Origin of the sequence: Pseudarthrobacter sp. AG30 (genome assembly GCF_003116525.1) — a bacterium.
GTDB lineage: Bacteria > Actinomycetota > Actinomycetes > Actinomycetales > Micrococcaceae > Arthrobacter.
Window position 1 is genome coordinate 269,396 of record NZ_QEHL01000017.1, and the last position, 22,295, is coordinate 291,690.

Genomic DNA, 22,295 nt, shown 5'->3' on the forward strand with positions numbered 1-22,295 from the left:
TTTAAGCGGTCGGGGCTGACGGCGCTACTTTAGGCTGAGGACCTCATCGATGGGGCGGCCGTTGACGAACACCTGCGCGCTGGTGGCACCGGAGGCGGCCATGGCGGTGTACTCCAGTTGGGCCTTTGCCCGCGGGATGTCGCACACGCCGCCCAGCATGAACTGCCCGGTCAGCCAGATGGTGATGGTGCTGCCGTCCAGCTCACCGGCCACGTACGTCAGGTTCGACTGGTACAGCGCGTTGATCAGTCCGGACATGCCCACGTCCCGGCTCTTGTTCGCGAGCAGGGTCCCGACGCTGGGGCCCACCTGGTCCGTGAAGCGGACCGGCCCGGTGGTGGTGGCCACCAGGCTGTCGCCGCAGCCGATCTTGGGACCGGACACACCGTTGTCATCGACGGCCACGTAGTAGATGGTCAGCGGGCCCACCTGCTCCGGGAGGCCGGTTGGGCTGGGTTCCTGCGTAGCCGTCGGGCTGGCAGGGGCGGACGACGGCGGCGCGGCGGCGGTGGTGCCCGGCGCGGCTGCCGTCGTGGCGGGCGTTGTGGTGGCGGCTGTGGAGGTTGGCGCGGCGGAAGGGCTTGCCGTGGCACTCGGGGTGGGGGCCGTCGTCGTACTTGGTGCCGCGGAACTGGTGCTGGGGGACGGGGCCGGCGGGCCAAAGCACCCTGTCAGCATGATCGTGGCGGTAAGCCCCAAAACACTGAGAACCGAAAGCCCGGCCTTGGCCATGATGCCCCCTACTAACGCGGTTCCCGCAGTCGCAGGATCCACTGTCGACGGTACTCCCGGGGGTTACTCCAGAACAGGGACTAAAGTCCGGCGGCTCCTTCCGAGATCCGCCCGAACTAGCTGTCATTTCTTGTCATGCCGTTAACCAGCCATTCATATGCTCCTAAAATCCTGTACAAGGGCTGGAAATACGGTGGGAGCCATGGACAACATTTCCCGCCGATCCCTTATCTCCGCCGGCCTCGGGGCCGGCCTGGTCGCCGCATTGCCGGGTGCCGCCGTCGCCGTTTCCACCGCGGACGACGCCGGACTCCGCACCGACCCCTTCATGCTCGGCATCGCGTCGGGCGAGCCCTGGCCGGACGGCTTCGTCCTGTGGACCCGGCTGGCCGTCAACCCGGTAGCGGAGGACGGGCTGGGCGGCATGCCGTCCCGGCCGGTGGCCGTGCAATGGGAAGTTGCCGAGGACGCAGGCATGCGCAGCGTGGTGGCCCGCGGCGTGGAGCAGGCCAGGATCGAGACCGCACACTCGGTGCACGTGGAGTTGCGGGGCCTGAAGCCGGGCCGCGAATACTTCTACCGGTTCCGCACCGGCAAGCACGTCAGCCCGGTGGGACGGACCCTCACCAGCCCCGCCCTGCACGAGACCCCCGCGGCGCTGGCCATGGCGTTCGCCAGCTGCGCGCAGTACGAGCACGGCTACTTCACCGCGTACCGGCGCCTGGCGGAGGACCACCCGGACCTGGTGCTGCACCTGGGCGACTACCTGTACGAGTACAAAAAGGACAGCTACGTGATCGGCGGCGGCAACCCGCGCGACCACGAGGGCCCGGAGACGGTCTCGCTGGCAAGCTACCGCCAGCGGCACGCGCAGTACAAGGCCGACGGCGACCTCCAGGCTGCGCATGCCGCCGCGCCGTGGCTGGTGGTCTGGGATGACCACGAGGTGGACAACAACTGGGCGGACGACGTTCCGGAGAACAAGGACGCCGGCCAGCTCAATGACAGCGTGGAGCATTTCCGCCAGCGCCGCGCCGCCGCGTTCCAGGCGTACTACGAGAACATGCCGCTGCGCCCGTCCTCGCTGCCGGCCGGACCGGATATGAAGATCTACCGCAGGGTCCAGTGGGGCCAGCTCGCCAACTTCCACATGATGGACACCAGGCAGTACCGGGACGACCAGCTGGCAGGCGACGGCTGGCAGAAGAATGTGGCCGAACGGCTTGCCGAGGACCGGACCATCACCGGCGCCGAGCAGGAAAAGTGGCTGCTGGACGGGTTCCGCAGTTCCACCCAGCGCTGGGACATTCTGGGCCAGCAGGTCTTCTTCGCGGAGCGCGACCGGAACAAGGCCCCGGACATCGACGACGTTTCCATGGACGGCTGGGACGGGTACGCCGCCTCCCGCCGCCGCATCACCCAGGGGTGGGTGGACGCGAACGTCCGCAACGCCGTGGTGCTGACGGGCGATGTGCACCGCAACTGGGCCAACGACGTCAAAGTGGACTACAAGGACCCCGCTTCCCCCGTGGTGGGCTCGGAACTGGTGTGCACCTCGATCACCTCCACCGGTGACGGCACCGGCTCCACCACGGATGCCACCATGGCCTGGAACCCGCACCTGAAGTTCTACAACGACAACCGCGGCTACGTGGCCACCCGCATCACCAGGGACGCGATCACCGCGGACTTCCGGGTGTTGGACCACGTGACCACGCCCGGCGCACCGGTGTCCACGAAAGCCTCCTTCGAAATCCGCGACGGCGGTCCCGGGTTGCAGGCGCGGGCCTGACGGGTCCCAAACTACGCCGTCGCCGCCTGGAGCCCGTTGCGGTGCGCATTGTGTGCGCCGGGGCGCAGGACTAGGATGCTCGCGGGGAGAGGTCCTTAGTCTCGCGAGACTGGAAAGGGCCATGCTCATGACCGACTTCTTCACCATGCAGCCCGGTGAGACCGCAGCTCCGCTGCCGCCCGGACCGGTGCTGTGCACCGGAACCGAAGCCATGCGCCGCATCCACCGCTTCTTCCTCTGGGCCTACAGCGAGGCACCGGGACTGGTGCGCTCCGCCGCCCCCGGCGACACTGCGCGGGCAGCCTACGTAGGCGAAGTGCTGGGCAACTTCGACAAGGTACTGCATATCCACCACGAAGGCGAAGACCTCCTGATGTACCCGCAACTGAAGGAGCGGGCACCGGCATGCGCACTTCATGTGGGGCAGATGCTCGAGCAGCACAGGCAGGTCACGCAGAGGCTGCAGGCCATAGAGCCGGTCCGGCTGCGCTGGATGCAGACGGCGGATGAGGAGTCCGGCGCGGAACTCGCGGCCCGCTATGAAGACCTGTCCGGAGTCCTCAATGTCCATCTGCGCCGCGAGGTCACGGAGATGATGCCGGTTGCGGACAGGGTGATGACAGAGAAGGAAGCTGCCGCGGTCGGCCAGCACGGGATCCAGGAACTCGACAAGAAGTTCCTGGTGGGGTACCTCGGCATGGTGCTTGCGACGAATCCGCGGGAAGACCAGGTTGAACTGTTCAAGGAGATCCCCGCACCCGTCCGGCTTGCCTACAAGCTGGTTGGGCGGCGGATGTACCGGAAACAGTATGCCGCGCTGTTTCCGGGACGGCCCATTCCCCCAACGCTCTAGGCCTCTTGGCCGGTTACGACGGCGGGCGGCCGGCGTGGGTGCCGGCCGCCCGCCGTCGTTATTGCTGTCAGGGGTCAGGCGTTGCTTCAGGGGCTAGAGGCAGACGGGCTGGAACGCCGGGTCCGCCGGGCCGGACGGCTGGCCCAGGGCGTTGCCCACGAGCTGGTGGACCACGGGATCATTGGGCGTTTGATCGTGTTCGAAGACGTCCGCCGGGCACTTGTCCTGGATGGTGATGTTGGTGACCTGCCGCGCACTCCCATTCAGGAATTGGCTGTTGTACGGGATGACCACCTCGTCGTGGGTGGTGGAGATGACCGTGTAGGCGGGACCGGCCACGGTGTCGCCGATGGAGTTGAGTTCCTGCATGAACGGCGAGCCTGCCTGCTGGTCGGCGCAGGCGGCGCAGCCGGCGGCCGTGTAGTCGGGAGTGGGAACCAGGTCCGGCGGCGGGAGGATCACGCCTTTGGTGCCGTGGTTGGACGGGGCGATGCCGACGAGCTGGTGGACGTACTTGGCGCCGCCGAGGAAGCCCATGTAGTACCGGGGCATCATGCCGCCCTGGCTGTGGCCCACCAGGTCCACCTGCTTGGCGCCGGTGGCCGAGCGGACAGAGTCCACGAACGGGGCGAGCTCCTTCGCGGATTCGGTGACCGGAGCCGTGGCGTACACACCGTTGGTGGCGCCGTAGTTGAGGGCGAAGATACAGTAGCCCTGGCTCTTGAGGTACGGCGCCATGGTGGACCAGTTTTTCTCCATGCTCTCGAACGTGCCGGGAACAAGGATGACCGGATATGGGTGTTGCGCAGATGGCTTGCAGGTCCAGTCGTTGGCGCCCGGCGGAGAGACATCAACGGCCTGGGCAGGGACTGCCATCAGGGAGGAGGCAAGGACGGCGGCTGCCGCAACGGACAGGGCCCGGGTTAGGAGTGACATGGAAACCTCTTTGTTCGTCAGTCTGCGGGGCGCCGGGCCTCATGGTTTTGGGGGATCCATGAGGACCGGCCGAGGTTTTCCATGCTTGCAGCGATGCCTTCCCTGCGCAGCGAAACTGCACGGACGTGCGGCCAAAATCCCTTCCTGCAGCGCGGCCGCACACGCCGGATATGACCCACGGCACAGGCATTGTTACTGGTGAGTAGCTATTTTGGCCTTATCGCGGCGTGGACGGGCTCCCAGCGGCGTTTGCACAAATGTGCAGTTTTGCGGCTCGCGCCGAGATCGCCGGAGGGGTGTCCGGGTCGCCGGAACGGTGCGAACTCGCCGGAACGTTCCGGCGGGCTCGCACCGCTCCGGCGATCTCGAGGGTTGGCGGATTCAGGGCGGCCGGGATCCAGGCGGGGCGTAGACAGCGTCAGGCCAACAGCCAGCGTTTCCAGCGTGGCTGCTCGGGTGGCGTCGTCGGTTCCGGTTCCGGCTCCTCGCCCAACGCCATCGCGGCCTGGACGAGGTCGTCAGCGGTGAGCGTCATGACGGCCTCCCGGTCGAGCGCGTCGAGGCTTTGGTCCTCGTCCAGGGAGAGCCGCAGCGCCTGCCTGTTGAGCGCTTGCTCGAACAGCGTGCGGGCGAACCGTGCGTTGCCGGAGTCTTCGCCGGCGTGGAGCCCGGTGAAGATGCGGCGCAGCATCTGGTCCGCGTCCGGCTCCAGGAGGTACTCGTGCTGGGCCAGCATCTGGCTGAAGATGGCCAGGAGTGCGTCCACGGAGTAGTCCGGGAACGTGATCTCGCGGGCGAACCGGGAGCGGAGTCCGGGGTTGGAGAGCAGGAAAGCCTCCATCAGCCGCGGGTACCCGGCCACGATCACCACCAGGCGGTGGCGGTGGTCCTCCATGCGTTTGAGCAGGACCTCGATGGCTTCCGGGCCGAAGTCCATCCGGCCGTCCTCCGGGGCCAGCGCATAGGCCTCGTCGATGAACAGGACGCCGTCCAGTGCGCGCCGGATCACCCGGTCCGTCTTGATCGCGGTCTGGCCGACGTATTGCCCCACCAGGCCCGAACGGTCCACCTCGACCAGGTGGCCCTTCTGCAGCAGGCCCACCGCCCGGTACATCTCGGCCAGGAGCCGCGCCACGGTGGTTTTGCCCGTACCGGGGTTTCCGAGGAACACCAGGTGCTGAGAGGTGGCCACTTCCGGCAGGCCGTGCGCCTTGCGGCGTGCCTGGACCTGGAGCAGTGCGACCAGGGCCCGCACCTGTTCCTTGACGGTTTCCAGTCCCACCAGCGCATCGAGCTCGGCTTGCAGCTCGGACAGCGGCCGCGCCGGCCCGGGCCTGGCACCCATGAGGTCGCCGACGAGGTCGTCGACGCGTTCCGAACCGGGCAGCTTGAGTTGATCGGCGAGGTGGCCGATGGTTTCACGCAGGTCATCGAGCGGATTGCGGCTGAGAGCCATGCCTCCACTGTAGACCTCGATTCGCCACCGGGGCGGATGGGTCATGGGTGCGCTGGAGGATGGGGAGCACCCGCGGGGTTCTGCCTGGCGGACAGATCAGGGTGCCGACCGCGAACCTGAGTCCGTACTCTGCCCTGTGGTCGGGACGAAGGTCCAGTCGAACGAACCGTCACCGTGCAGCGTCAGCCGGAGAAACCCGTGGGTGTCGCTGAACCGCTTGGCGATGTATTTTGGGCTGCTGGTGAACGGGCGGAGGGTGCGGCCTCCCGTTGAAACCTGGAAGGCTGTCATGCCGTCATCGACGCAGGTATCCGCATTATCCACGGGGCAGGACCGCTCGTAGTTGTGTTGTGAGGCGGACAGGGTCAGCCGGACCCGGTGCTTCCACATCACGTTGATCCAGGGCTTATGGTTTGCGGCCCGCTCATGTTCGTCCGTGTCCGACGTGAAGTAGGGCTCGTGGTAGACCACCGCAAGGTGTTTGCCTGCTGCCCTGGCGGCACCGAGGTCAGTGTCCAGCCATGTTGTCGCGGCGGAAGCCGCTGCCTTGTCGTACCGCCACAGCCCGGAGGGCAGGAATGCGAAGTGCCAGTTCCCAAAGTCCTTTGAATACGGTTTTTCGTTGGGAATGAAGCCCCTTTCCTCGTTGATGGCCGCTTTCGCGTCCGAGCCCGGGCACTGGCCGTTCATGAAATCATCAAGGTCTTCGTTGCGGCCCGGTTGCCAGTCGTGGTTGGGGGCGGACACCCAGTACAGCTTGGGCATCGTGCCGCCCCACAGCTGCGTCCAGTAGTCCACGTAGTCCCGGCAGTAGGCGGTGTCGTACTGGAAGTCGCCGAGCCCCAGGAACGCATCGATCTCATTGCCCTTAACCAGCCGGGAGATGGCCGCACCGTTCCGGCCAGACCTGCTGTCCGGGTCCGCGTTCCCCTCGGGGTTCATGTCCCCGACGGCGGCGATCCGGACATCCGCCGCGGGGCTCGCGGTGCCGCCGGGCGGGCCAGCGGGTTCCGGGGCACCGGTGCAGCCCGCGGCGGCGGCCACCAGGAGGGCCGCAGCGATTGCGGCCACACCTCGAACGCGCTTGCGGTACGTCAACCCCACGAGGACCATGATCCTCCTCACCGAGCGCTAAAGGGAGGCGCCGCCGCAGATCACGTAGTTTTGGCCGGTGATGGACTTGCCATGCGGACCCAGCAGGAACGCGGCCAGGGCGGCCACATCCTCCGGGTCCACCAGGGCGCCCAGTGCAGGCAGCTTCACCGGAGTGGCGGCGCGGCCCGGATCGTTGAGCATGGGGGTGTCGGTGGGCCCCGGGGAGAGCACGTTCACCGTGATCCCCCGCGGCGCGAGTTCCTGCGCCCACGTCCGGCCGAGCCCCATCAGCGCCGCCTTCGTCGCGGCGTAGTGGCTCTTACCCGGCATCCCCGTGGAGGTGCGGCTGCCCAGCAGGACGATCCGGCCGCCGTCGGGCATGGACGGCACCAATTCGTTCGCCAGCACCGACGCGGCCGCAACGTGGACCGTGAACATCCCCGCCAGCGCCGCCGGGTCAAGGGAGCCAAGGTGCGCGGTGCCCTGGAATCCTGCGGCATGAACTAACGCGTCAACGGAACCCAGCCCGGCCAGGACATCCGGCAACGATTCGGGCTCCGAGAGATCGGCCTGGCGCCACGCGAACTTCCCGACCAGCGAAGACCCGGTCCGACTCAGGCCGGTCACCTGCCACCCGTCGGCCAGGAGCCGCTCCGCTATCGCCTTGCCGATCCCCGAGCTGGTGCCGGTGACCACAGCGTGCCGGGTCATGAGTCCCCGCCCGGCGTGGTGGCGCCCTCGTAGGCCCACTGCGGGTCGACCCGGACGAACTTGATGGCTTGCCGGAAGTATGTGTAGGCGATGTTGAGGGCGCCGTCCGGGCCCTGGTGGATGGACGGATACGAGTATTCGCGGTTGAGCCCGTCACGGGAGTTGTTGGACAGGCAGTACCCGTCCCCCACGTCCAGGTTCCGGCGGATCGGCCACGTACGGCCTGAATCCTCGGAGATGGCCAGCGTCATGGGTGAGCGCGGCGTCCCCCAGAAGGCGCGCTTCACGCCGTCGTCCGGAACAGAAGCATCCGGCTCGGCCACCTGCCCCTGTTCGTCGGCCAGGCCGTCGTCGTCAATCTCGTCGTAGAGGGACAGCCGCCGTTCGGTGCCCTCCCCCGCCCGGCTGTGGTTGTACACCAGGGCAAGGCGGCCGTCGGCGAGCGCGGTGAATTGGATGGAGGAGTTGTTGTTCGGCAGCTCGGTGGGGACGGGCTCGCTCCAGGTGGTGCCGTCGTCCGTGGAGCGGGATTCGTAGATCGAGTCGGCCCAGCGGCTGCGGAACAGGGCCAGCAGGGAGCCGTCGGCCACGGGCTGGATGTTCATGTGAACGCAGCCCAGGCTGCCGGGAAGCACGGTTTCGGTCCAGGTGGCGCCGGCGTCGTCGGAGATCATCACGGCGCTGTCGTCGCTGTTGCCCACCCACTTTTCGCCAGGCGTGGTGATGCAGCGGAAGATCGGGATGATCAGCCGGCCGGACGGGAGCACCACGGGCAGCTGGCGGACGAACACGCCGCCGGTCTCGTTGGCCGGGAACAGGGTCTCCACCTCACCCCAGGTGCGGCCGCTGTCCAGGGAGATACGACGGCGGACCTCGGCGGTGTCCTGGTTGCCCGCCTTCTGCGCGGTGTACAGCAGCCACAGGGCTTTGTCCGGCGCAACGAACAGGATGGGGTTTTGCTCGGACCGGGTGGAGTCATCCGAAAGCTGGACGGCGTCGGACCACTGCCTGCTGCCAGGCTCCAGGGTGGAGAACCAGATGGAGATGTCCGGCACGCCTTCCTGGGTGCCGCCGAACCACACACAGCCTAAACGGCCGTCGGGAAGGGTAAGCAGGTTGGCCGCGTGGCTCTGCACGGTGGGTGCGGGCAGGTAGGCGAAGTCGGCGCCGTCGGCCGTCTTGACCGCTCCGTCCGGGGTGATGGTGTTGTACGCGTCGGTTGTGGTGTTCTGCATGGGATTAGCTCTCCTTGGTGCCGGCATCGGAGCGGGCAGCGTCGAGGTGGGACTTGGCGATCTGTTCCAGGTGCGTCAGGTCCGAGGCCACGGTGGTGAACGTGTAGCCATGCCGCAGCCGCTGGTTGGCCACTGTGCCGGCGGCCGTGTGGATGCCGGCGGCGATCCCCGCGGAGGCCGCTGCCTCGGCGATGGTTTCCAGGGCGGCATTGAATTCGGTTTCGACGGCGGGATCCCCGGGGAAGGCCCCGCCTACCGCAATGCAGAGGTCGGAGGGGCCAACGTAGATGCCGTCCAGGCCGGGGGTGGCGCAGATTTCCTTCACGTTGGCCAGGCCTTCGGGGGTCTCGATCATGGCGAAGACCAGGGTGGTGGCGTTGGCCTCGGCCGGGACGGGCCCGATCCGCAGCGCCGAGCGCATGGGCCCGTAGGAGCGGCCGCCCAGCGGCGGGTACTTGGCGGCGGCCACGGCGGCAGCGGCGTCTTCGGCGTTGTTGATGAGCGGAACGATGACCCCCGCGGCGCCGGCGTCGAGTGCTTTGCCGATGGCGGTGAAGTCGTTGGCCTCCACGCGGACCATCCCGACGGCGGTGTGCCCGGCGTCGATGGCCATCAGCCCGTTGAGCACGCCGGAGTAGCCGAGCAGTCCGTGCTGCGCGTCCAGGGCCACGTAGTCGTAGCCGAGCCGGCCGATGCGTTCGGTGGCCACGGGCGCGTCCAGCACCGACCAATAGCCCACCGCCTGCTCACGGGCGCGGATCTTGCGGGCGAATTCGAGGGCCAGTTGGGAGGTCATCAGAGTCCTTCAGTTTCGTAATCGGTTCAGTCGGGAGGAATGGGTCAGCGGTTGTAGGCGGGCATGGGGCCGCGCAGCGAGGTGCCCACGGCGTCGCAGGCGTCCACGACGTCGGCCGGCAGCGGCCCGTTGGCCACGGCGGCGATGTTGGCACGCAGCTGTTCCACCTTGGAGCCGCCCAGCAGCATCGAGCCCACACCCTTGCGGTAGGCGAGCCAGCGCAGCGACAGTTCGGCCAGGGGCAGCCCGGCACCGGTGGCGATTCGCGACAGCTCGCCGATCGCGTCGAACAGTTGCTTGTCCCAGTACCGCTGCGTGTACATGGCCGCGAGCTTGGAGTCGCCGAAGCGGCCCTCGGTGGGCTTTGCCTCGAAGCTGTGCTTGCCGGTGAGCAGGCCGCCGCCCAGCGGGTTGTAGACCATGGTGTGCACGTCATGGGTGGCGGCGAATTCGAGGTATTCCTCCTCCAGCCGGCGCGCCACCAGGTTGTAGAGCTGCTGCGCGACGACGGGCTGCGGCGCCCCCACTTCGCGTGCCGTGTGGATGACATCGGCGATCTGCCAGGCGGCGAAGTTGGACACGCCCAGCGCCCCGATTTTGCCCTCGGCGACCAGGGCCGCCACGGTGGAGAGCGTTTCGGCCAGCGGCGTGGCCCGGTCCGGCTGGTGCAGATAGAAGAGGTCGAGGCTGTCCACGCCCAGCCTGCGCAGGCTGCCTTCAACGCTGGCGCGCAGCCCCGCCGCGGAGAGCGGTGCATTGGAGCCGTGGTCCGCGTGCGGCATGCCGGCCTTCGAAGCCAGGATGACGGCGTCGCGCTTTCCTTTCAAAAGGCGTGCGAGCATCTCCTCCGTGGTGCCGCCAACGTAGGCGTTGGCGGTGTCGATGGTGGTGATGCCGGCGGCGAGCGCTTCTTCCACCATCCGGCCCGCGGTGGCCTCGTCAGCGGTGTCGCCGAACGTCATGGTCCCCAGGACCAGCCGGGAGATGGGTAGTTCCAGGCCGTCCACCTGGGTGCCGTTGGGCTGCGTGCTCATGCGTTGATTCCTCGTGGTTGCGTGTGTCAAAGGGTCAGGGCTGGTTGGCGAGCGCCAGGGAGCGGACGATGTGCCGCGGCTTCAGGCCGGTCATGGTGGAGGGGTCCAGGGCCGCGCGGCGGAGTTTGCGGGTGTAGTCCTCCTTGGGGGCGGTCAGGACGTCGGCGGTGGGGCCGAGTTCCACGAGCTTGCCGCGCTGCATCACCATGACGGTATCGCTGATTTCCTGCACCACGCCAAGGTTGTGCGAGATGAACACGTAGGTGATGCCGGTTTCGTCCTGGATGGACTTGAGGAGCCGCAGCACCTGCGCCTGGACAGAGACGTCCAGGGCGCTGGTGGCTTCGTCGCAGACCAGCAGTTGGGGCTTGGAGGCCAGCGCCCGGGCGATCCCGATGCGCTGGCGCTGGCCGCCGGAGAACTCGCCGGGGTGCTTGTCCAGGGACCGGACGGGAAGGCCCACCTGGTCAATCAGCTTCGCCGCCGCCGCATGCCGTTCGGCCTTGGAGCGGACTCCCTGCAGCTTGAGCGGTTCGGCCACGATTTCCTGCGCGGTCATGTGCGGGTCCAGGGAGCCGTATGGATCCTGGAACACCATCTGGAACTTGGAGCGCATGGGCCGCAGCTTCGCTTCGCTCATGGCCGCGATGTCCGTCCCGTCGAGGTTGATCTTGCCGCTGGTGGGGGTCACCAGCCGCATCAGGGCCTTGGCGATGGTGGATTTGCCGCAGCCGGATTCACCCACCACGGCGATCGTCTTGCCTTTGTCCACGGAGAAGGAGACGTCGTCCACGGCGCGGAAGGTGCCGCCGGGGACGTGGTAGTCCACCACCAGGTTGTCGACGGCGAGGAACGGCTTAGTCATGGCGTGCTCCAGTAGTGGTCAGGGTGGCGTTGGGGGTTTCGTCCCACGGCCCCAGTACGGGCACCGCGGCCAGCAGCGTGCGGGTGTACTCGGTGGCGGGGTGGTCCACGATCTGCTGGACCTCGCCGGATTCGACGAAGGACCCGTCCTTCATCACGTGGATCCTGTCAGAGATGAGCCGGGCCACGCCGAGGTCGTGCGTGATCATCAGGATGCCGATGCCACGCTGTTCCTGCAGTTCCAGCAGCAGGTCCAGAATGCCGCCCTGCACCGTGACGTCCAGGGCCGATGTCGGCTCGTCCGCCACCAGCAATTGCGGCTCGGACGCCAAAGCGATGGCTATGAGCACGCGCTGCAGCATGCCGCCGGAGAGCTGGTGCGGGTACTTCTTCAGTTGCTTCTCCGGCGTGGGGATGTGCACCTGTTCCAGCAGCCGCACGGCCCGGGCCTGCAGCGCGCCCTTGTCCTTGGCGGAGGCGGCGCCGGCGATCCGGATAGCCTCGAACAGCTGGCTGCCGATCGAGTGCACGGGGCTCAGTGCCGTCATCGGGTCCTGCGGGATCAGCGCCAGCGTCCTGCCGCGCACCTTGTCGATGGCCTTGGGGTCGGCGGAGATGTCGACGCCGTCAATCAGCACGGTGCCGGACAGGACCGCCAAGTCCTCGGGCAGCAGGCGGAGGATGCCCATCGCCGTCGTGGACTTGCCTGAACCGGACTCGCCGATGATGGTGACCGTCTCGCCCCGGTGGATGCTGAAGCTGACGGAGTCCACGGCGCGGATGATGCCGGCGTCCGTGATCAGTTCCACCTGGAAGTCGCGGACCTCCAGCAGCGGCTGCTCGGTGAACGTGGGGGAAACAGACATGTCAGGCACCCTTCTTCTTGCGGCGGGGACGGTCGCGGAGGCCGTCGCCCAGCAGGTTGACGCCTACCACCATGAGCACGATCACCAGGCCGGGCAGGGTGACCATCCACCAGGAGGTGGTGATGTAGTCCTGGCCGTCGGAGATGATCCGGCCCCAGGTGGCGAAGGGGCGCTGGGGGCCGGCACCGAGGAAGGACAGCGCGGATTCGAGCAGCACGGCCTGCGCCAGCAGGAGCAGCACCACCAGGGTTGCCTGCTTGATGACGTTGGGGATGATATGCCGGATCAGGATCTGGATGCGGTGCAGGCCCAGGATCCGGGCGGCGGAGACGTACGGCTTTTCGCGTTCCACCAGGACCATGGAGCGGGTCAGGCGGGCCACCTCGGGCCACTGCGCGATGGCGATCACGAACGTGATCACGGGGATGGAGGGGCCGAAGAGGGCCACCACCAGCAGCAGCATCATCAGCAGCGGCAGGGACATCTGGGCTTCGAGGAGACGGGAGACAATGGTGTCCACCCAGCCGCCGAAGTAGCCGGCGGCGGAGCCGAGGATCACGCCGATGGCCCCTGAGACCAGGACTGCCAGCAGGCCGATGGTCAGCGAGACCTGGCCGCCGTGCAGGACGCGGGAGAGCAGGTCGCGGCCCAGCTGGTCGGTACCGAACAGGTGGCCGTCGGTGAGCGGGGGCAGGCGCCGGGCGGCGAGGTCCTGGAAGTTGGCGTCCGGGAGCGGGAGCACGTTGGCCAGGATGATCGGGATGATCACCAGCAGGGTGCAGATGGCGCCGACCACCAGTTTCCATTGCGCGGCTTTCCGACGTCGGGTGGCGCCGGCCCGGGCAAGGTCCGCCTTGGTGACGGCGCTGGGGCTTGGCTGCCGGGTTGGCGCGCCGGTGCTTCCGGACGGGCCGGCGGGGGTTGCGGTGTGGAGGCTCATGCTGTGGCCGCCTTTCCGAGACGAACGCGGGGATCAAGGAGCGGGTAGGCGAGGTCGATCAGCAGCTGCACGCCTACGGCCAGGAGCGCGGTGATGAGGACCGTGGCCTGGATGAGGGGGTAGTCGCGGGTTTCCAGGGCCCGGACGATCAGGGAGCCGACGCCGGGCCAGGCGAACACCACTTCCACCACCACCACGCCGTTGAGCATCGCGGCGAACCGGGTGCCCAGTGCGGTGAAGACGGGGATGGCGGAGTTGCCCATTGCGTAGCGCCAGGTGAGCACGGAGTTCTTCACGCCGCGGGAGCGGGCCACGGTGAGGTACGGGGCGGCCAGGTTGTTGGTCATCTCGCGGCGCACCATGCGGGAGATCAGCGCGATCTGCAGGATGGCGATGGTGACGGTGGGCAGGACCAGGCCGCCCCAGGTGGCGAAGCCGGAGGCCGGAAAGAGGGGGACCAGCACGGCGAACCCGGTGAGCAGCATGATGCCGGTCCAGAAATCGGGCATGGACTGCCCGGCGATGGTGAGCACGTTGACGCCGAATTCGCGGCCGGTGTCAGGGCGGCGGGACATCCACACCCCCAGCGGGATGGCGACGACGGCGGTCAGCAGGATTGCCGACGTCGCCAGGGTCAGGGTGTAGGGCAGGCGTTCGAAGACCACCTGCATGGCCGGCGCCTGGAACGAGTAGGACTGGCCGAGGTTGCCGCTGAACAGTTGCTGCAGGAAGATCCAGTACTGCTCCAGGAGGGGCTTGTCCAGGCCGAACTGTTCGCGCACCTTGGCGAGCTGTTCGGAAGTGGCCAGCGGACCGGCGTAGGAGACGGCGGGGTCGCCGGGGGCCATGCGGATCAGGATGAACACGGTGGATACCGTAAGGAACACGGTGAGCAGGCCTTGTCCCAGGCGTTTGAGGATGTAGTTCGTCATGGCTTAGGCCTCCAGCCGGACATCAACGAGGGGGTAGGAGTTGGTGGGTGCCAGGTTGATCCCGGACACCCGTTCCCGGTGGGCCAGGACGGACTTGGGCACGAACGCCCAGGCGCAGGGCCAGGTGTCCCAGACTGCCTGCTGGGCGTCGTTGAGCAGTTGCGTCCTGCGCGCCGGGTCCGCCTCGGCGGAAGCGGCCTGGATCTTGGCGGTGACCTCGGGGATGACGTACCCCTGGTAGGTGTCGCGGGTGGCTTCCTTTTCCGGGGTGCCGGCGTACATGCCTTGGAGCATGGTGATGGCCAGGCCGGTGGGGCTGGGGTAGCCGTTGGCCAGCAGGTCCCAGTCGCCCTGTTTGCCCTGGCGCCAGGCCATGATGTTGCCGCCGGGTTCGAACTGCTGGAGCTCGGCCTTGACGCCGATCTTGCCGAACATTTCCACCAGGGCTTCCATCACGGAGGTGTCGGAGGCGAATTCGCCGGTTTCCCAGATGATCTTCAGGGTGAGGTCCTTGACGCCAAGTTCTGCAAGGGTGGCCTTGGCCTTCTCGGGGTCGTAGACGTATTCGCCGGTCTTGTAGTAGCCGGTGAGGCTGGACGGGGTGACGCCTGCGGCCTGGGTGACGGAGTCCACCAGGACGTCCTTCACCAGGGACTGTCCGTCGATGGCCATGCTGAGGGCCTGGCGGACGCGGGGGTTGGCCAGCGGGTGGCCGGCGGGCTTGCGGAAATTGAAGAAGATCTGGTTGAGGCGCAGGCTTGAGGCTTCCTGCAGCGTGACGCCGGGCAGGCCTGCGAGCTGTTCGCGGGAGTCTGGGGTGATGGAGTCGATGACGTCCACCTCGCCGCTGCGCAGGGCGATGACGCGGCTGGATTCCTCAGGGAGGAACCGGACCTCCACGTTGTCGATGTGCGGCGCGGGACCCCAGTAGTTCTTGTTGCGTTCCAAGCTGTAGGTGCCGGCACCACGGTTGTACTTGGTGACAACATAAGGACCGGTGCCCAGGCCTTCCTGGAGTTCCTCCGGTTTGTTCTGTGCGGCCGGGGTTATCAGGATCATGCTCATCAGTGAGTCCAGGATGGGGACCGGCTTCTTGGTGACCATCCTGAACGTGCGGTCATCCACGGGGACAACCTCGGGGAATTCGGGGAAGAACCCGGCCACGAAGGAGCCCTGGACCTGCTTGTACATCTTCAGGGCGGTGGAGACGTCCTCCACAGTGACGGGGCTGTTGTCCGAGTAGCGGATGCCGTCGCGGAGCCGGACGGTCCATTCGGTGGGGCCGGTCATCTCGAAGCGTTCGGCCAGGACCAGGACGGGCTTGGTTTCGGGGCCGATGGCGGTGAGTCCCTGGCGGACCGAGCGTTGCACGGTGACGGCTGCGTCAAACTGGTTGAGCTTGTTGTCCAGGCTGACCAGGGACCGGTTGAGGGCCAGGGTCAGGGTGCTGGGTCCGGGGAGTCCGGTGGGGCCGGCGCAGCCGGCCAGGCTGCCGGTGCCCAGCAGAAACCCGGCGGCCGCACCGAACTGAAGGAGGCGGCGGCGGGAAATCTCACTTCCTTGAGGAAGAACGGTCATCGTTGACCTCTCGGTAGATCGGGGATGGCGGGCTGCCGGAATGGCTGCGCCGAATGTTGTGTCCATCACTTTGCCACTCCTGCGCAAATTGCGCAACCTATCTAGCGCGATTCGCGCAACCATGTCATGATGATGGAAAGCTCCCGCTGATTGGCGGGTTCCAGCCGACTATGACGAGAGGAGCACCGTGGCTTCCGTATTTGTGCAGGCCGACGACTTCTCCGGCGCCGCCGAGGTTGGCTATTGCTTTGTGGAACATGGGCTGACTGCGCAGGTCATTCTCGCCGCGGGTACGTCTTTCGGAACGCACGACGGCGGCCCCTCCTTTGCGGGAGAGGTCACCGACGTGGTGGTCGCCGATACACACTCCCGTGGCCTGTCCGGGGCCGAGGCTGAGGCGTTGGTGAAGGAGGCGTTCTCCGGTCCCGAGGCCTCTGCCGCACAGGTGCAGTTCAAGAAGATGGATTCCCTGTGGCGCGGCAACATCCAGGCTGAGGTGTCGGCCTTGGCCAGCCTTGGATTCCACGCCGTGATTGCGGGCGCACTCCCCCAGCTGCAGCGCACAGTACTCGGTGGCAAGCCGCTGGCTGCCGGCACTCCCCTGGCGGAAACGGACTTCTGGGAGGCCGAGCTGTCGGCCCCGCCAGTCGATGTTCCTTCATTGCTGGCCCCGGCGGATCCGTCCTCTGTGCGCTCCGTTGATCTGGCTGCGGTCCGCTCCGGATCCCTGGCTGCGAAGCTCGCCGGGCTGCTCGAACCCGAGCGGCCGCAGCTCGTGGTGGTGGACGGCGAGACCGTCCGGGACCTGGAGAACACCGTGGACGCCCTGCTGGAACTGGAGTTCCGGGCGGGCGGACGCCGCATCGTGCTGGTCGGAACCGGCGGGGCGGCCGATGTCCTCGCCCAGCGGCTCAGCCCACGACTTGCGCGAAATGCGCAACCTGTGGCAACGGCTGACGCAACCACCGCGGAACCGCAGGAGGCACCCGGGCCGGTGCTCGCCGTCGTCGGCTCCGCTTCACAGACCGCGCAGGCGCAACTGGCTGCCCTTGAAGCCCGGGGGTTCACGGTGGTCCGGCTGCACCCGCTCTACGCCGGTGCAGCCGGCGCCTACGTGTCCCAACTGGCCCAGGTTTCGGCGGATTTGCGGTCAGGTGCCCGCATGATCGTCACGTTGGCGGCCCAGAAAGTGGACCCGTCCGCCTCACCCCGCATCGTGCAGGCGCTGGCAAGGTTCGCCGCCGAGGCCGTCAAGGGAACCCGGGCCGACCTGATCCTCACCGGCGGTGAGACGGCCCGGGAAGTCCTGGACGCCGTCGGCCGCTCCAGCTTGGTGCCGCTCGCGGCGGTGCAGCACGGAGCCGTGCTGAGCCGCGCGGACGACGGGACGCTGGTGGGCACCAAGCCCGGCAGCTTCGGCGACCACCTGGCCCTCCTTCAGCTGTACGACGAAATCCGGAGGCGCCGCGGCCAGGCCGCCGCAGCTTCCACCCAAACCCTTTCCCACAAGACTTCCGAAGAATCTGGAGCAACAATGACTGACGAATCAATGCAGAACCAGCCCCTTCCCTACGTGGCCGTGACCATGGGCGACGGCGCCGGAGTTGGCCCCGAGGTGGTGGTGGCCGCCGTGCTGGATCCGCAGAGCAATGCCGAGTGCCGGCCCGTGGTGATCGGCGACGCGCTGCGGCTGCGGCAGGCGGCGGAGGTGCTGGGCATCGGGGCGGACATCCGGCCGATCGAGGATGTGGACGATGCTGTGTTCACGCCGGGCCGGGTTAACGTCATCGATCTGGCGTTGCTGCCGGCGGACCTGCCGTGGGGCCAGCTCTCGCCCGTGGCCGGGCATGCCGCCTACGAATACATCCGGGTGGCCAGCGAGCTGGCGATGGCCGGGAAGGTGCAAGCCATTTGCACCGCGCCGCTGAACAAGGAGGCGCTGCACGCCGCCGGGCACATCTACCCCGGGCACACCGAGCTGCTGGCGCACCTGACCGGCACGGAGGAAGTGTCCATGATGCTCTCCACGCCCAAGATCAGGGTGATCCACGTGACCACGCACATCGGCCTGGTGGATGCCATCCGCAAGATCAACCCGGACCTGGTGGAGCGGACCATCCGCCGCGGCCACGAGGCGCTGGTGCGGGCGGGCATCCCCAACCCGAAGATCGGCGTGTGCGCCATCAACCCGCACGCCGGCGAGAACGGCCTGTTCGGGCAGGGCGAGGAAGCGGAGAAGATCGAGCCGGGCGTGAAGGCGGCGCAGGCGGACGGGATCAACGCCGTGGGCCCGCTGCCCGCGGACACGCTGTTCTTCCTGGCCGGCCGCGGCGATTACGACCTGGTGGTGGCCATGTACCACGACCAGGGGCACGGACCGGTGAAGGTGCTGGGGATCGAGGCCGGCGTGAACATCACGGTGGGCCTGCCGGTGATCCGGACGTCCGTTGACCACGGCACCGCGTTCGACATCGCGGGCAAGGCCATCGCCGATTCCCGGTCCATGGTGGAGGCGCTGCACCAGGCGGCAGAAATGGCCACCCGGCCGGCCCACGTTGGTTGAGCCAGTCGAAACCCATCGGTGACTAGCATTGGTAGCACTGCCACCGCCATGCCCACGGGAAGGAGACCGGGAATGCTCAGCGCAAACGCGCGGCGCGAGGAGATCTACCACCTTGCCGTGACCACCGGCCTCGCGTCCGTGGAGGAGCTCTCGGCGAAGTTCGAGGTGACGGCGTCCACCATCCGCCGCGACCTGGCATTGCTGAACGGCCAGGGCCGCCTGGCCCGTACCTACGGCGGGGCAATGGCGCTGGGCGCGCACCCGGAGGCGTCGCTGCGGCAACGCACTGGTGAGGCGTTCGAGCAGAAGCATGCGATCGCCCGGTGGGCGGCCTCGGTAATCCAGCCCGGGGAGAGCATCCTGCTCGACGCCGGCTCCACCGCAGGTGCCCTGGCGCACGAGCTGCGCGGGTTTGACCGGTTGTCGGTCACGACGCCGGGAATCAACACGCTGCAGGAGCTGGCCGAATGCGATGGCATCGAGGTGGACTGCCTGGGCGGGCGGTTGCGCAGTGTTTCCCAGAGTTTCGTCGGCCCGCTGGCGGAGGCGGCGCTGGAGCGGATGAGCTTTGACCGCGTGTTCCTGGGGGCGGACGCCGTCACCGCCGACGACGGCATCTGCGAGGCCGACCACGCCCAGACCCGTCTCAAGGAGCTCATGGCCCGGCGCGGGCGTTCCGTCTACGTTTTGGCCGACTCCTCCAAGCTGGGCCTGCGGCCCTTCCACGCTTGGGTGCGGCTGGCGTTGCCGTGGACTTTGGTGACGGACGACGGCGCCGACCCTGCCCAGGTGCAGAAGTTCCGGGACGCGGGGGTCAGCGTTGAGGTGGCTGCGGTTTCCGGTGGTTGAGCGTTCCCCGGACCGCTGCGTGGCTGTGGAGACACCTCGACCAACCGCAGCATCCGTCCGTTGTGACGCTAATCCCCTTGCAGCTCGCCGCGGACCAGCCGCCGCGTGACGTCCGTGAGCAAGTCAACGCCGCGCAATGCATCGTCATCGAGCGTGTATTCGGCCTCGTTGTGCGAGATGCCTTCGACGCTGGGAACGAAAAGCATGACGGTGGGGACCACGTCCTTCATGTTGGTGGAATCGTGCCCGGCGACGGTCATCACGTCCCGGTGGCTGTAGCCAAGGCTCGCTGCGCTTGACCTGGCCAGTTCAGCCCCCTTGGACTGGTAGGACACCACGCCCCAGTTGTGGGTGAGGTCCAGGCGGATCTCCGTCCGGGAATCTGCCTCGGCGTCGACAATCCTCTTGCCCAGCCGTTCCATGGCCAGGCCCAGGACGGACTCATCGGGGGAACGCAGGTCCAGGTTCATCAGCACCTGGCGGGCGACGGTGACCGGCGAGTTCGGCAGGACATAAAGCTCCGATACCGATGTGTGCAGCTGCCCCGGCTCGAATTCCGCGGCCAGTTCACGGGCGGCGGCGATGACCAGCGCGGCCCCGTACAGGGCGTCGCGGCGGTCCTCCATGCGGGTCGCGCCAGTGTGCGACTGGGCTCCATCCACCGTTACCCGGTACTTGCTGGCGGCCCAGGTACGGTCCACGATCCCCACTTGGGTGCCGGTTTCTTCAAGGTTCCTGCCCTGTTCGATGTGGATCTCGGCATAGCATGCCACGTCGGCGAGGACCGGGGCGTTCGCTTGCGGGGTGGCATGGCCGTCCGCCAAGGCCTCCGCCACAGTGATTCCGGCAGGATCTGCGGTGGCAAGCGCGTCGCCCAGCGGCAGTTTCCCGGTGAAGACCGAACTTCCCATCATGCTGGGCGCAAAGCGGCTGCCTTCCTCGTTGAACCAGTTAACAACGGCCAGGTTGCAGGTGGGGTGGAGCTTGCCGGCCCGGGCTTCCGCAGCGACGCGGGCGCCTGCATGGGCCGCTGCGAGAACGCCGTAGGCCCCGTCGTACCGGCCGGCCAGCGGCTGGGAGTCCAGGTGCGAGCCGACCAGCACATAGGGGGCGCCGGCGACCAGGTCCAGGGTGCCGAACTGGTTGCCTGCCCCGTCCACTGATTCGGCATAGCCATGCCGGGCCAGCCACTGGCTGAACCACGCCCGCGTGGCGTGGTCTGCGGCCGTGCCGGCCTGCCGGTCCACGCCTCCCCCGGGCGTGGCGCCGAAGCCTGACATCGTGGCGAAGTCTGCAAGGAACTCGTTGTGTGCGGTGTTCATGGGGTTTCCTTCCCTGTCAGTGCGGCATCCAGGTCTGTGGCGCGGACCGGCGCCGGCAGATTTTCCTCGCCGAAGCGGATCTGACCGCCCACCATGGTGGCGAGCACGCGCGTGGCTGAGATGTTTGAGGGGTCGACGGCGGTGGGGTCCTGGTCCAGGAACACGAGGTCCGCCAAGTACCCCGGTGCCAGGCGCCCCTTGATGTGGCCGGTTCCGGTCGCGGCGGCCGATCCGGTGGTGTACGCAGCGAGCGCCTGGGCTGCTGTGATCCTTTCGTCCGGGCCGTATACGTCGCCCGAAGGGGTCAGCCGCTCCACGAAAGACTGCATGACGTCCAGGGGCCGGCCGTTGGAGACGGGCCGGTCCGAACTTCCCGGCAGCGTAATCCCCCGCGCCAGCAGGCCCCTGGCAGGGTAGGACCAGGTGGTGCGCTTGGGGCCCAGCAGGCGGGCCATGCCATCTCCGAATTCGGTGATGAAGTGCGGCTGCGGGACCAGCACGATGCCGGCCCGGGCTATCCGGTCAAGCTGATCGGGGCGGACAACTCCGCCATGCTCGATCCGGTTGGGTTGTGCGTTGGCCCCGAACTTTTCCTGCGCCTCCGTAATGATGTCAATGGCGTGGTCGATTGCGTGGTCGCCGATGGCATGCATCGCAATCGCCCAGCCAGCACGGTAGGCGCTGAGCGCCGACTCTCGCAGCTGCTCCGCGCCCATTTGCAGATAGCCGTGGTTATGGGTGCAGCCGACATAGTCCTCGGTCATGTAGGCCGTGCTGCCCAGGAGCGAACCGTCGCTGAAGATCTTCACCGGTCCCAAGCGCAGCCAATCGTCGCCCAGGCCGGTGCGGATTCCGGCGTCGAGGCCAATGGAGGCCGGATCATCGGCGTGGCCGGGCACATCGTGGAGGGCATCCATGACCAGCATTGGCTGCATCCTGACGCTCAGCAGCCCCTTGTCGCGGGCGTTCTGGTACGCGGCGAACTCCCGCGGCGAATAACCGATCCAGCCACCGGCGATGCCCGCATCAGTGACGCTGGTAATTCCTTCGGACAGATAGTGTGACGTGGCCAGATCCAGTGCGCGTTCAATGGTCTCCAGCGGATACGGCAGCAGGATGTCCTGCACCAGCCGCATGGCGTTTTCCTCCAGCAGCCCCGTCGGCAGGCCATCTTCGCCCATGACGACGACGCCGCCTTCGATCGGTGCACTGAGATCGGCATGGGCGGCCACCCGCTCCAGTGCTACGCCGTTGAGCGTGCAGGCGTGGCCGGAAGAATGTTTGATCCACACTGGACGTCCCCCCGCCGCCGCATCCAGCCGGTCCTTGTCCGGTTGCTGGCCGTCGAGCAGCAGCGGGCTGTAGCCCGATGCCACGACCCACTCCCCCGGGGCCATCCCGGCGGCGGCCTCAGCGATGATCCGGTACAGCTCGTCCAGGTTCGCCGCTGCCCCTGCGTTGGCCTCCATCAGCCCCAGGCCGAACCAGACGCTGTGCGCGTGGACGTCATTGAATCCAGGGACAATCGTGGTTCCGGCGGCATCAATGGTCCTGAGGGCATGGCCGCAGAGACCGGCGTCGGGATCCACATCAAGGATTTTGCCGTCGTGAATGAGCAGGCTTGTCGCGGTGGGGCGGGAGGCATCCTGGGTCAGTATGTGTGCATTGCGAATCAGGAGATCGACGGGCATGGATCCTCTTTGCTAGGGTCCCCGGGCCTTTCCGGGGGTTGGAACCGCGG

19 protein-coding genes are annotated in these 22,295 nt (G+C 67.4%); 4 read left to right on the forward strand and 15 right to left on the reverse strand.

Features of this window, described 5'->3' with window-relative positions; genetic code table 11:
- Positions 1-24: 24 nt before the first annotated feature.
- A complete protein-coding gene (locus tag DC347_RS21970; protein ID WP_240617810.1) occupies positions 25-732 on the reverse strand; it encodes a hypothetical protein in 708 nt (235 codons plus the stop codon).
- Positions 733-934: 202 nt separating this feature from the next.
- On the opposite strand from DC347_RS21970, the gene DC347_RS15355 reads away from it, so the two are divergent.
- The gene (locus DC347_RS15355) at positions 935-2,524 is read left to right on the forward strand and encodes an alkaline phosphatase (protein ID WP_109863530.1); all 1,590 of its coding nucleotides are present in this window, start codon (positions 935-937) and stop codon (positions 2,522-2,524) included.
- Between the two features lie 121 nt (positions 2,525-2,645).
- Positions 2,646-3,377 (forward strand): hemerythrin domain-containing protein, encoded by a 732-nt coding sequence (locus tag DC347_RS15360; protein ID WP_240617811.1) that lies wholly within the window; start codon positions 2,646-2,648, stop codon positions 3,375-3,377.
- A 93-nt stretch (positions 3,378-3,470) separates the two neighbouring features.
- Here the strand turns inward: DC347_RS15360 and DC347_RS15365 are convergent, their stop codons facing one another.
- The 12 genes from DC347_RS15365 to DC347_RS15420 all read right to left on the reverse strand — a co-directional run bounded on the left by DC347_RS15365 (position 3,471) and on the right by DC347_RS15420 (position 15,820).
- Positions 3,471-4,313 carry a triacylglycerol lipase gene (locus DC347_RS15365; RefSeq protein ID WP_109863531.1) on the reverse strand — a complete coding sequence of 281 codons (843 nt, stop codon included), beginning with the start codon at positions 4,311-4,313 and terminating at the stop codon, positions 3,471-3,473.
- 418 nt (positions 4,314-4,731) lie between these two features.
- Positions 4,732-5,769, reverse strand: a complete 1,038-nt coding sequence (locus tag DC347_RS15370; RefSeq protein ID WP_109863532.1) for an AAA family ATPase — start codon at positions 5,767-5,769, stop codon at positions 4,732-4,734.
- Between the two features lie 96 nt (positions 5,770-5,865).
- Positions 5,866-6,882, reverse strand: coding sequence for a hypothetical protein (locus tag DC347_RS15375; RefSeq protein ID WP_109863533.1), 1,017 nt, complete (start codon positions 6,880-6,882; stop codon positions 5,866-5,868).
- Positions 6,883-6,900: 18 nt separating this feature from the next.
- Positions 6,901-7,575, reverse strand: a complete 675-nt coding sequence (locus DC347_RS15380) for an SDR family NAD(P)-dependent oxidoreductase (RefSeq protein ID WP_109863534.1) — start codon at positions 7,573-7,575, stop codon at positions 6,901-6,903.
- Complete coding sequence (locus tag DC347_RS15385; protein WP_109863535.1) at positions 7,572-8,810, reverse strand: exo-alpha-sialidase; 1,239 nt, start codon at positions 8,808-8,810, stop codon at positions 7,572-7,574. The genes DC347_RS15380 and DC347_RS15385 overlap by 4 nt, the downstream gene beginning before the upstream one ends.
- A gap of 4 nt (positions 8,811-8,814) precedes the next feature.
- Positions 8,815-9,606 carry an HpcH/HpaI aldolase/citrate lyase family protein gene (locus DC347_RS15390; protein ID WP_109863536.1) on the reverse strand — a complete coding sequence of 264 codons (792 nt, stop codon included), beginning with the start codon at positions 9,604-9,606 and terminating at the stop codon, positions 8,815-8,817.
- Positions 9,607-9,650: 44 nt separating this feature from the next.
- Positions 9,651-10,640, reverse strand: coding sequence for an aldo/keto reductase (locus DC347_RS15395; RefSeq protein ID WP_109863537.1), 990 nt, complete (start codon positions 10,638-10,640; stop codon positions 9,651-9,653).
- Between the two features lie 34 nt (positions 10,641-10,674).
- Positions 10,675-11,505 carry an ATP-binding cassette domain-containing protein gene (locus DC347_RS15400; protein WP_109863538.1) on the reverse strand — a complete coding sequence of 277 codons (831 nt, stop codon included), beginning with the start codon at positions 11,503-11,505 and terminating at the stop codon, positions 10,675-10,677.
- Entirely contained in the window at positions 11,498-12,370 is an 873-nt protein-coding gene (locus DC347_RS15405) for an ABC transporter ATP-binding protein (protein ID WP_109863539.1), read from the reverse strand. Before DC347_RS15405 ends, DC347_RS15400 begins: the two co-directional genes overlap by 8 nt.
- A 1-nt stretch (position 12,371) precedes the next feature.
- Positions 12,372-13,310: an ABC transporter permease gene (locus DC347_RS15410; RefSeq protein WP_018762018.1), complete on the reverse strand. Its 939-nt coding sequence runs from the start codon at positions 13,308-13,310 to the stop codon at positions 12,372-12,374.
- On the reverse strand, positions 13,307-14,242 hold the full coding sequence (locus DC347_RS15415) for an ABC transporter permease (RefSeq protein ID WP_018762019.1): 936 nt from the start codon (positions 14,240-14,242) through the stop codon (positions 13,307-13,309). Before DC347_RS15415 ends, DC347_RS15410 begins: the two co-directional genes overlap by 4 nt.
- Positions 14,243-14,245: 3 nt before the next feature.
- Entirely contained in the window at positions 14,246-15,820 is a 1,575-nt protein-coding gene (locus tag DC347_RS15420; protein WP_018762020.1) for an ABC transporter substrate-binding protein, read from the reverse strand.
- A gap of 187 nt (positions 15,821-16,007) precedes the next feature.
- On the opposite strand from DC347_RS15420, the gene pdxA reads away from it, so the two are divergent.
- Complete coding sequence (pdxA, locus tag DC347_RS15425; RefSeq protein ID WP_109863540.1) at positions 16,008-18,383, forward strand: 4-hydroxythreonine-4-phosphate dehydrogenase PdxA; 2,376 nt, start codon at positions 16,008-16,010, stop codon at positions 18,381-18,383.
- A 72-nt stretch (positions 18,384-18,455) separates the two neighbouring features.
- Positions 18,456-19,232, forward strand: coding sequence for a DeoR/GlpR family DNA-binding transcription regulator (locus tag DC347_RS15430; RefSeq protein ID WP_018762022.1), 777 nt, complete (start codon positions 18,456-18,458; stop codon positions 19,230-19,232).
- 68 nt (positions 19,233-19,300) lie between these two features.
- Here DC347_RS15430 and DC347_RS15435 read toward each other — a convergent pair whose 3' ends face one another.
- Both DC347_RS15435 and DC347_RS15440 read right to left on the reverse strand, forming a co-directional pair.
- Entirely contained in the window at positions 19,301-20,554 is a 1,254-nt protein-coding gene (locus DC347_RS15435; RefSeq protein ID WP_109863541.1) for a M20 family metallo-hydrolase, read from the reverse strand.
- On the reverse strand, positions 20,551-22,245 hold the full coding sequence (locus DC347_RS15440) for an amidohydrolase (protein ID WP_109863542.1): 1,695 nt from the start codon (positions 22,243-22,245) through the stop codon (positions 20,551-20,553). Before DC347_RS15440 ends, DC347_RS15435 begins: the two co-directional genes overlap by 4 nt.
- Positions 22,246-22,295 lie beyond the last annotated feature (50 nt).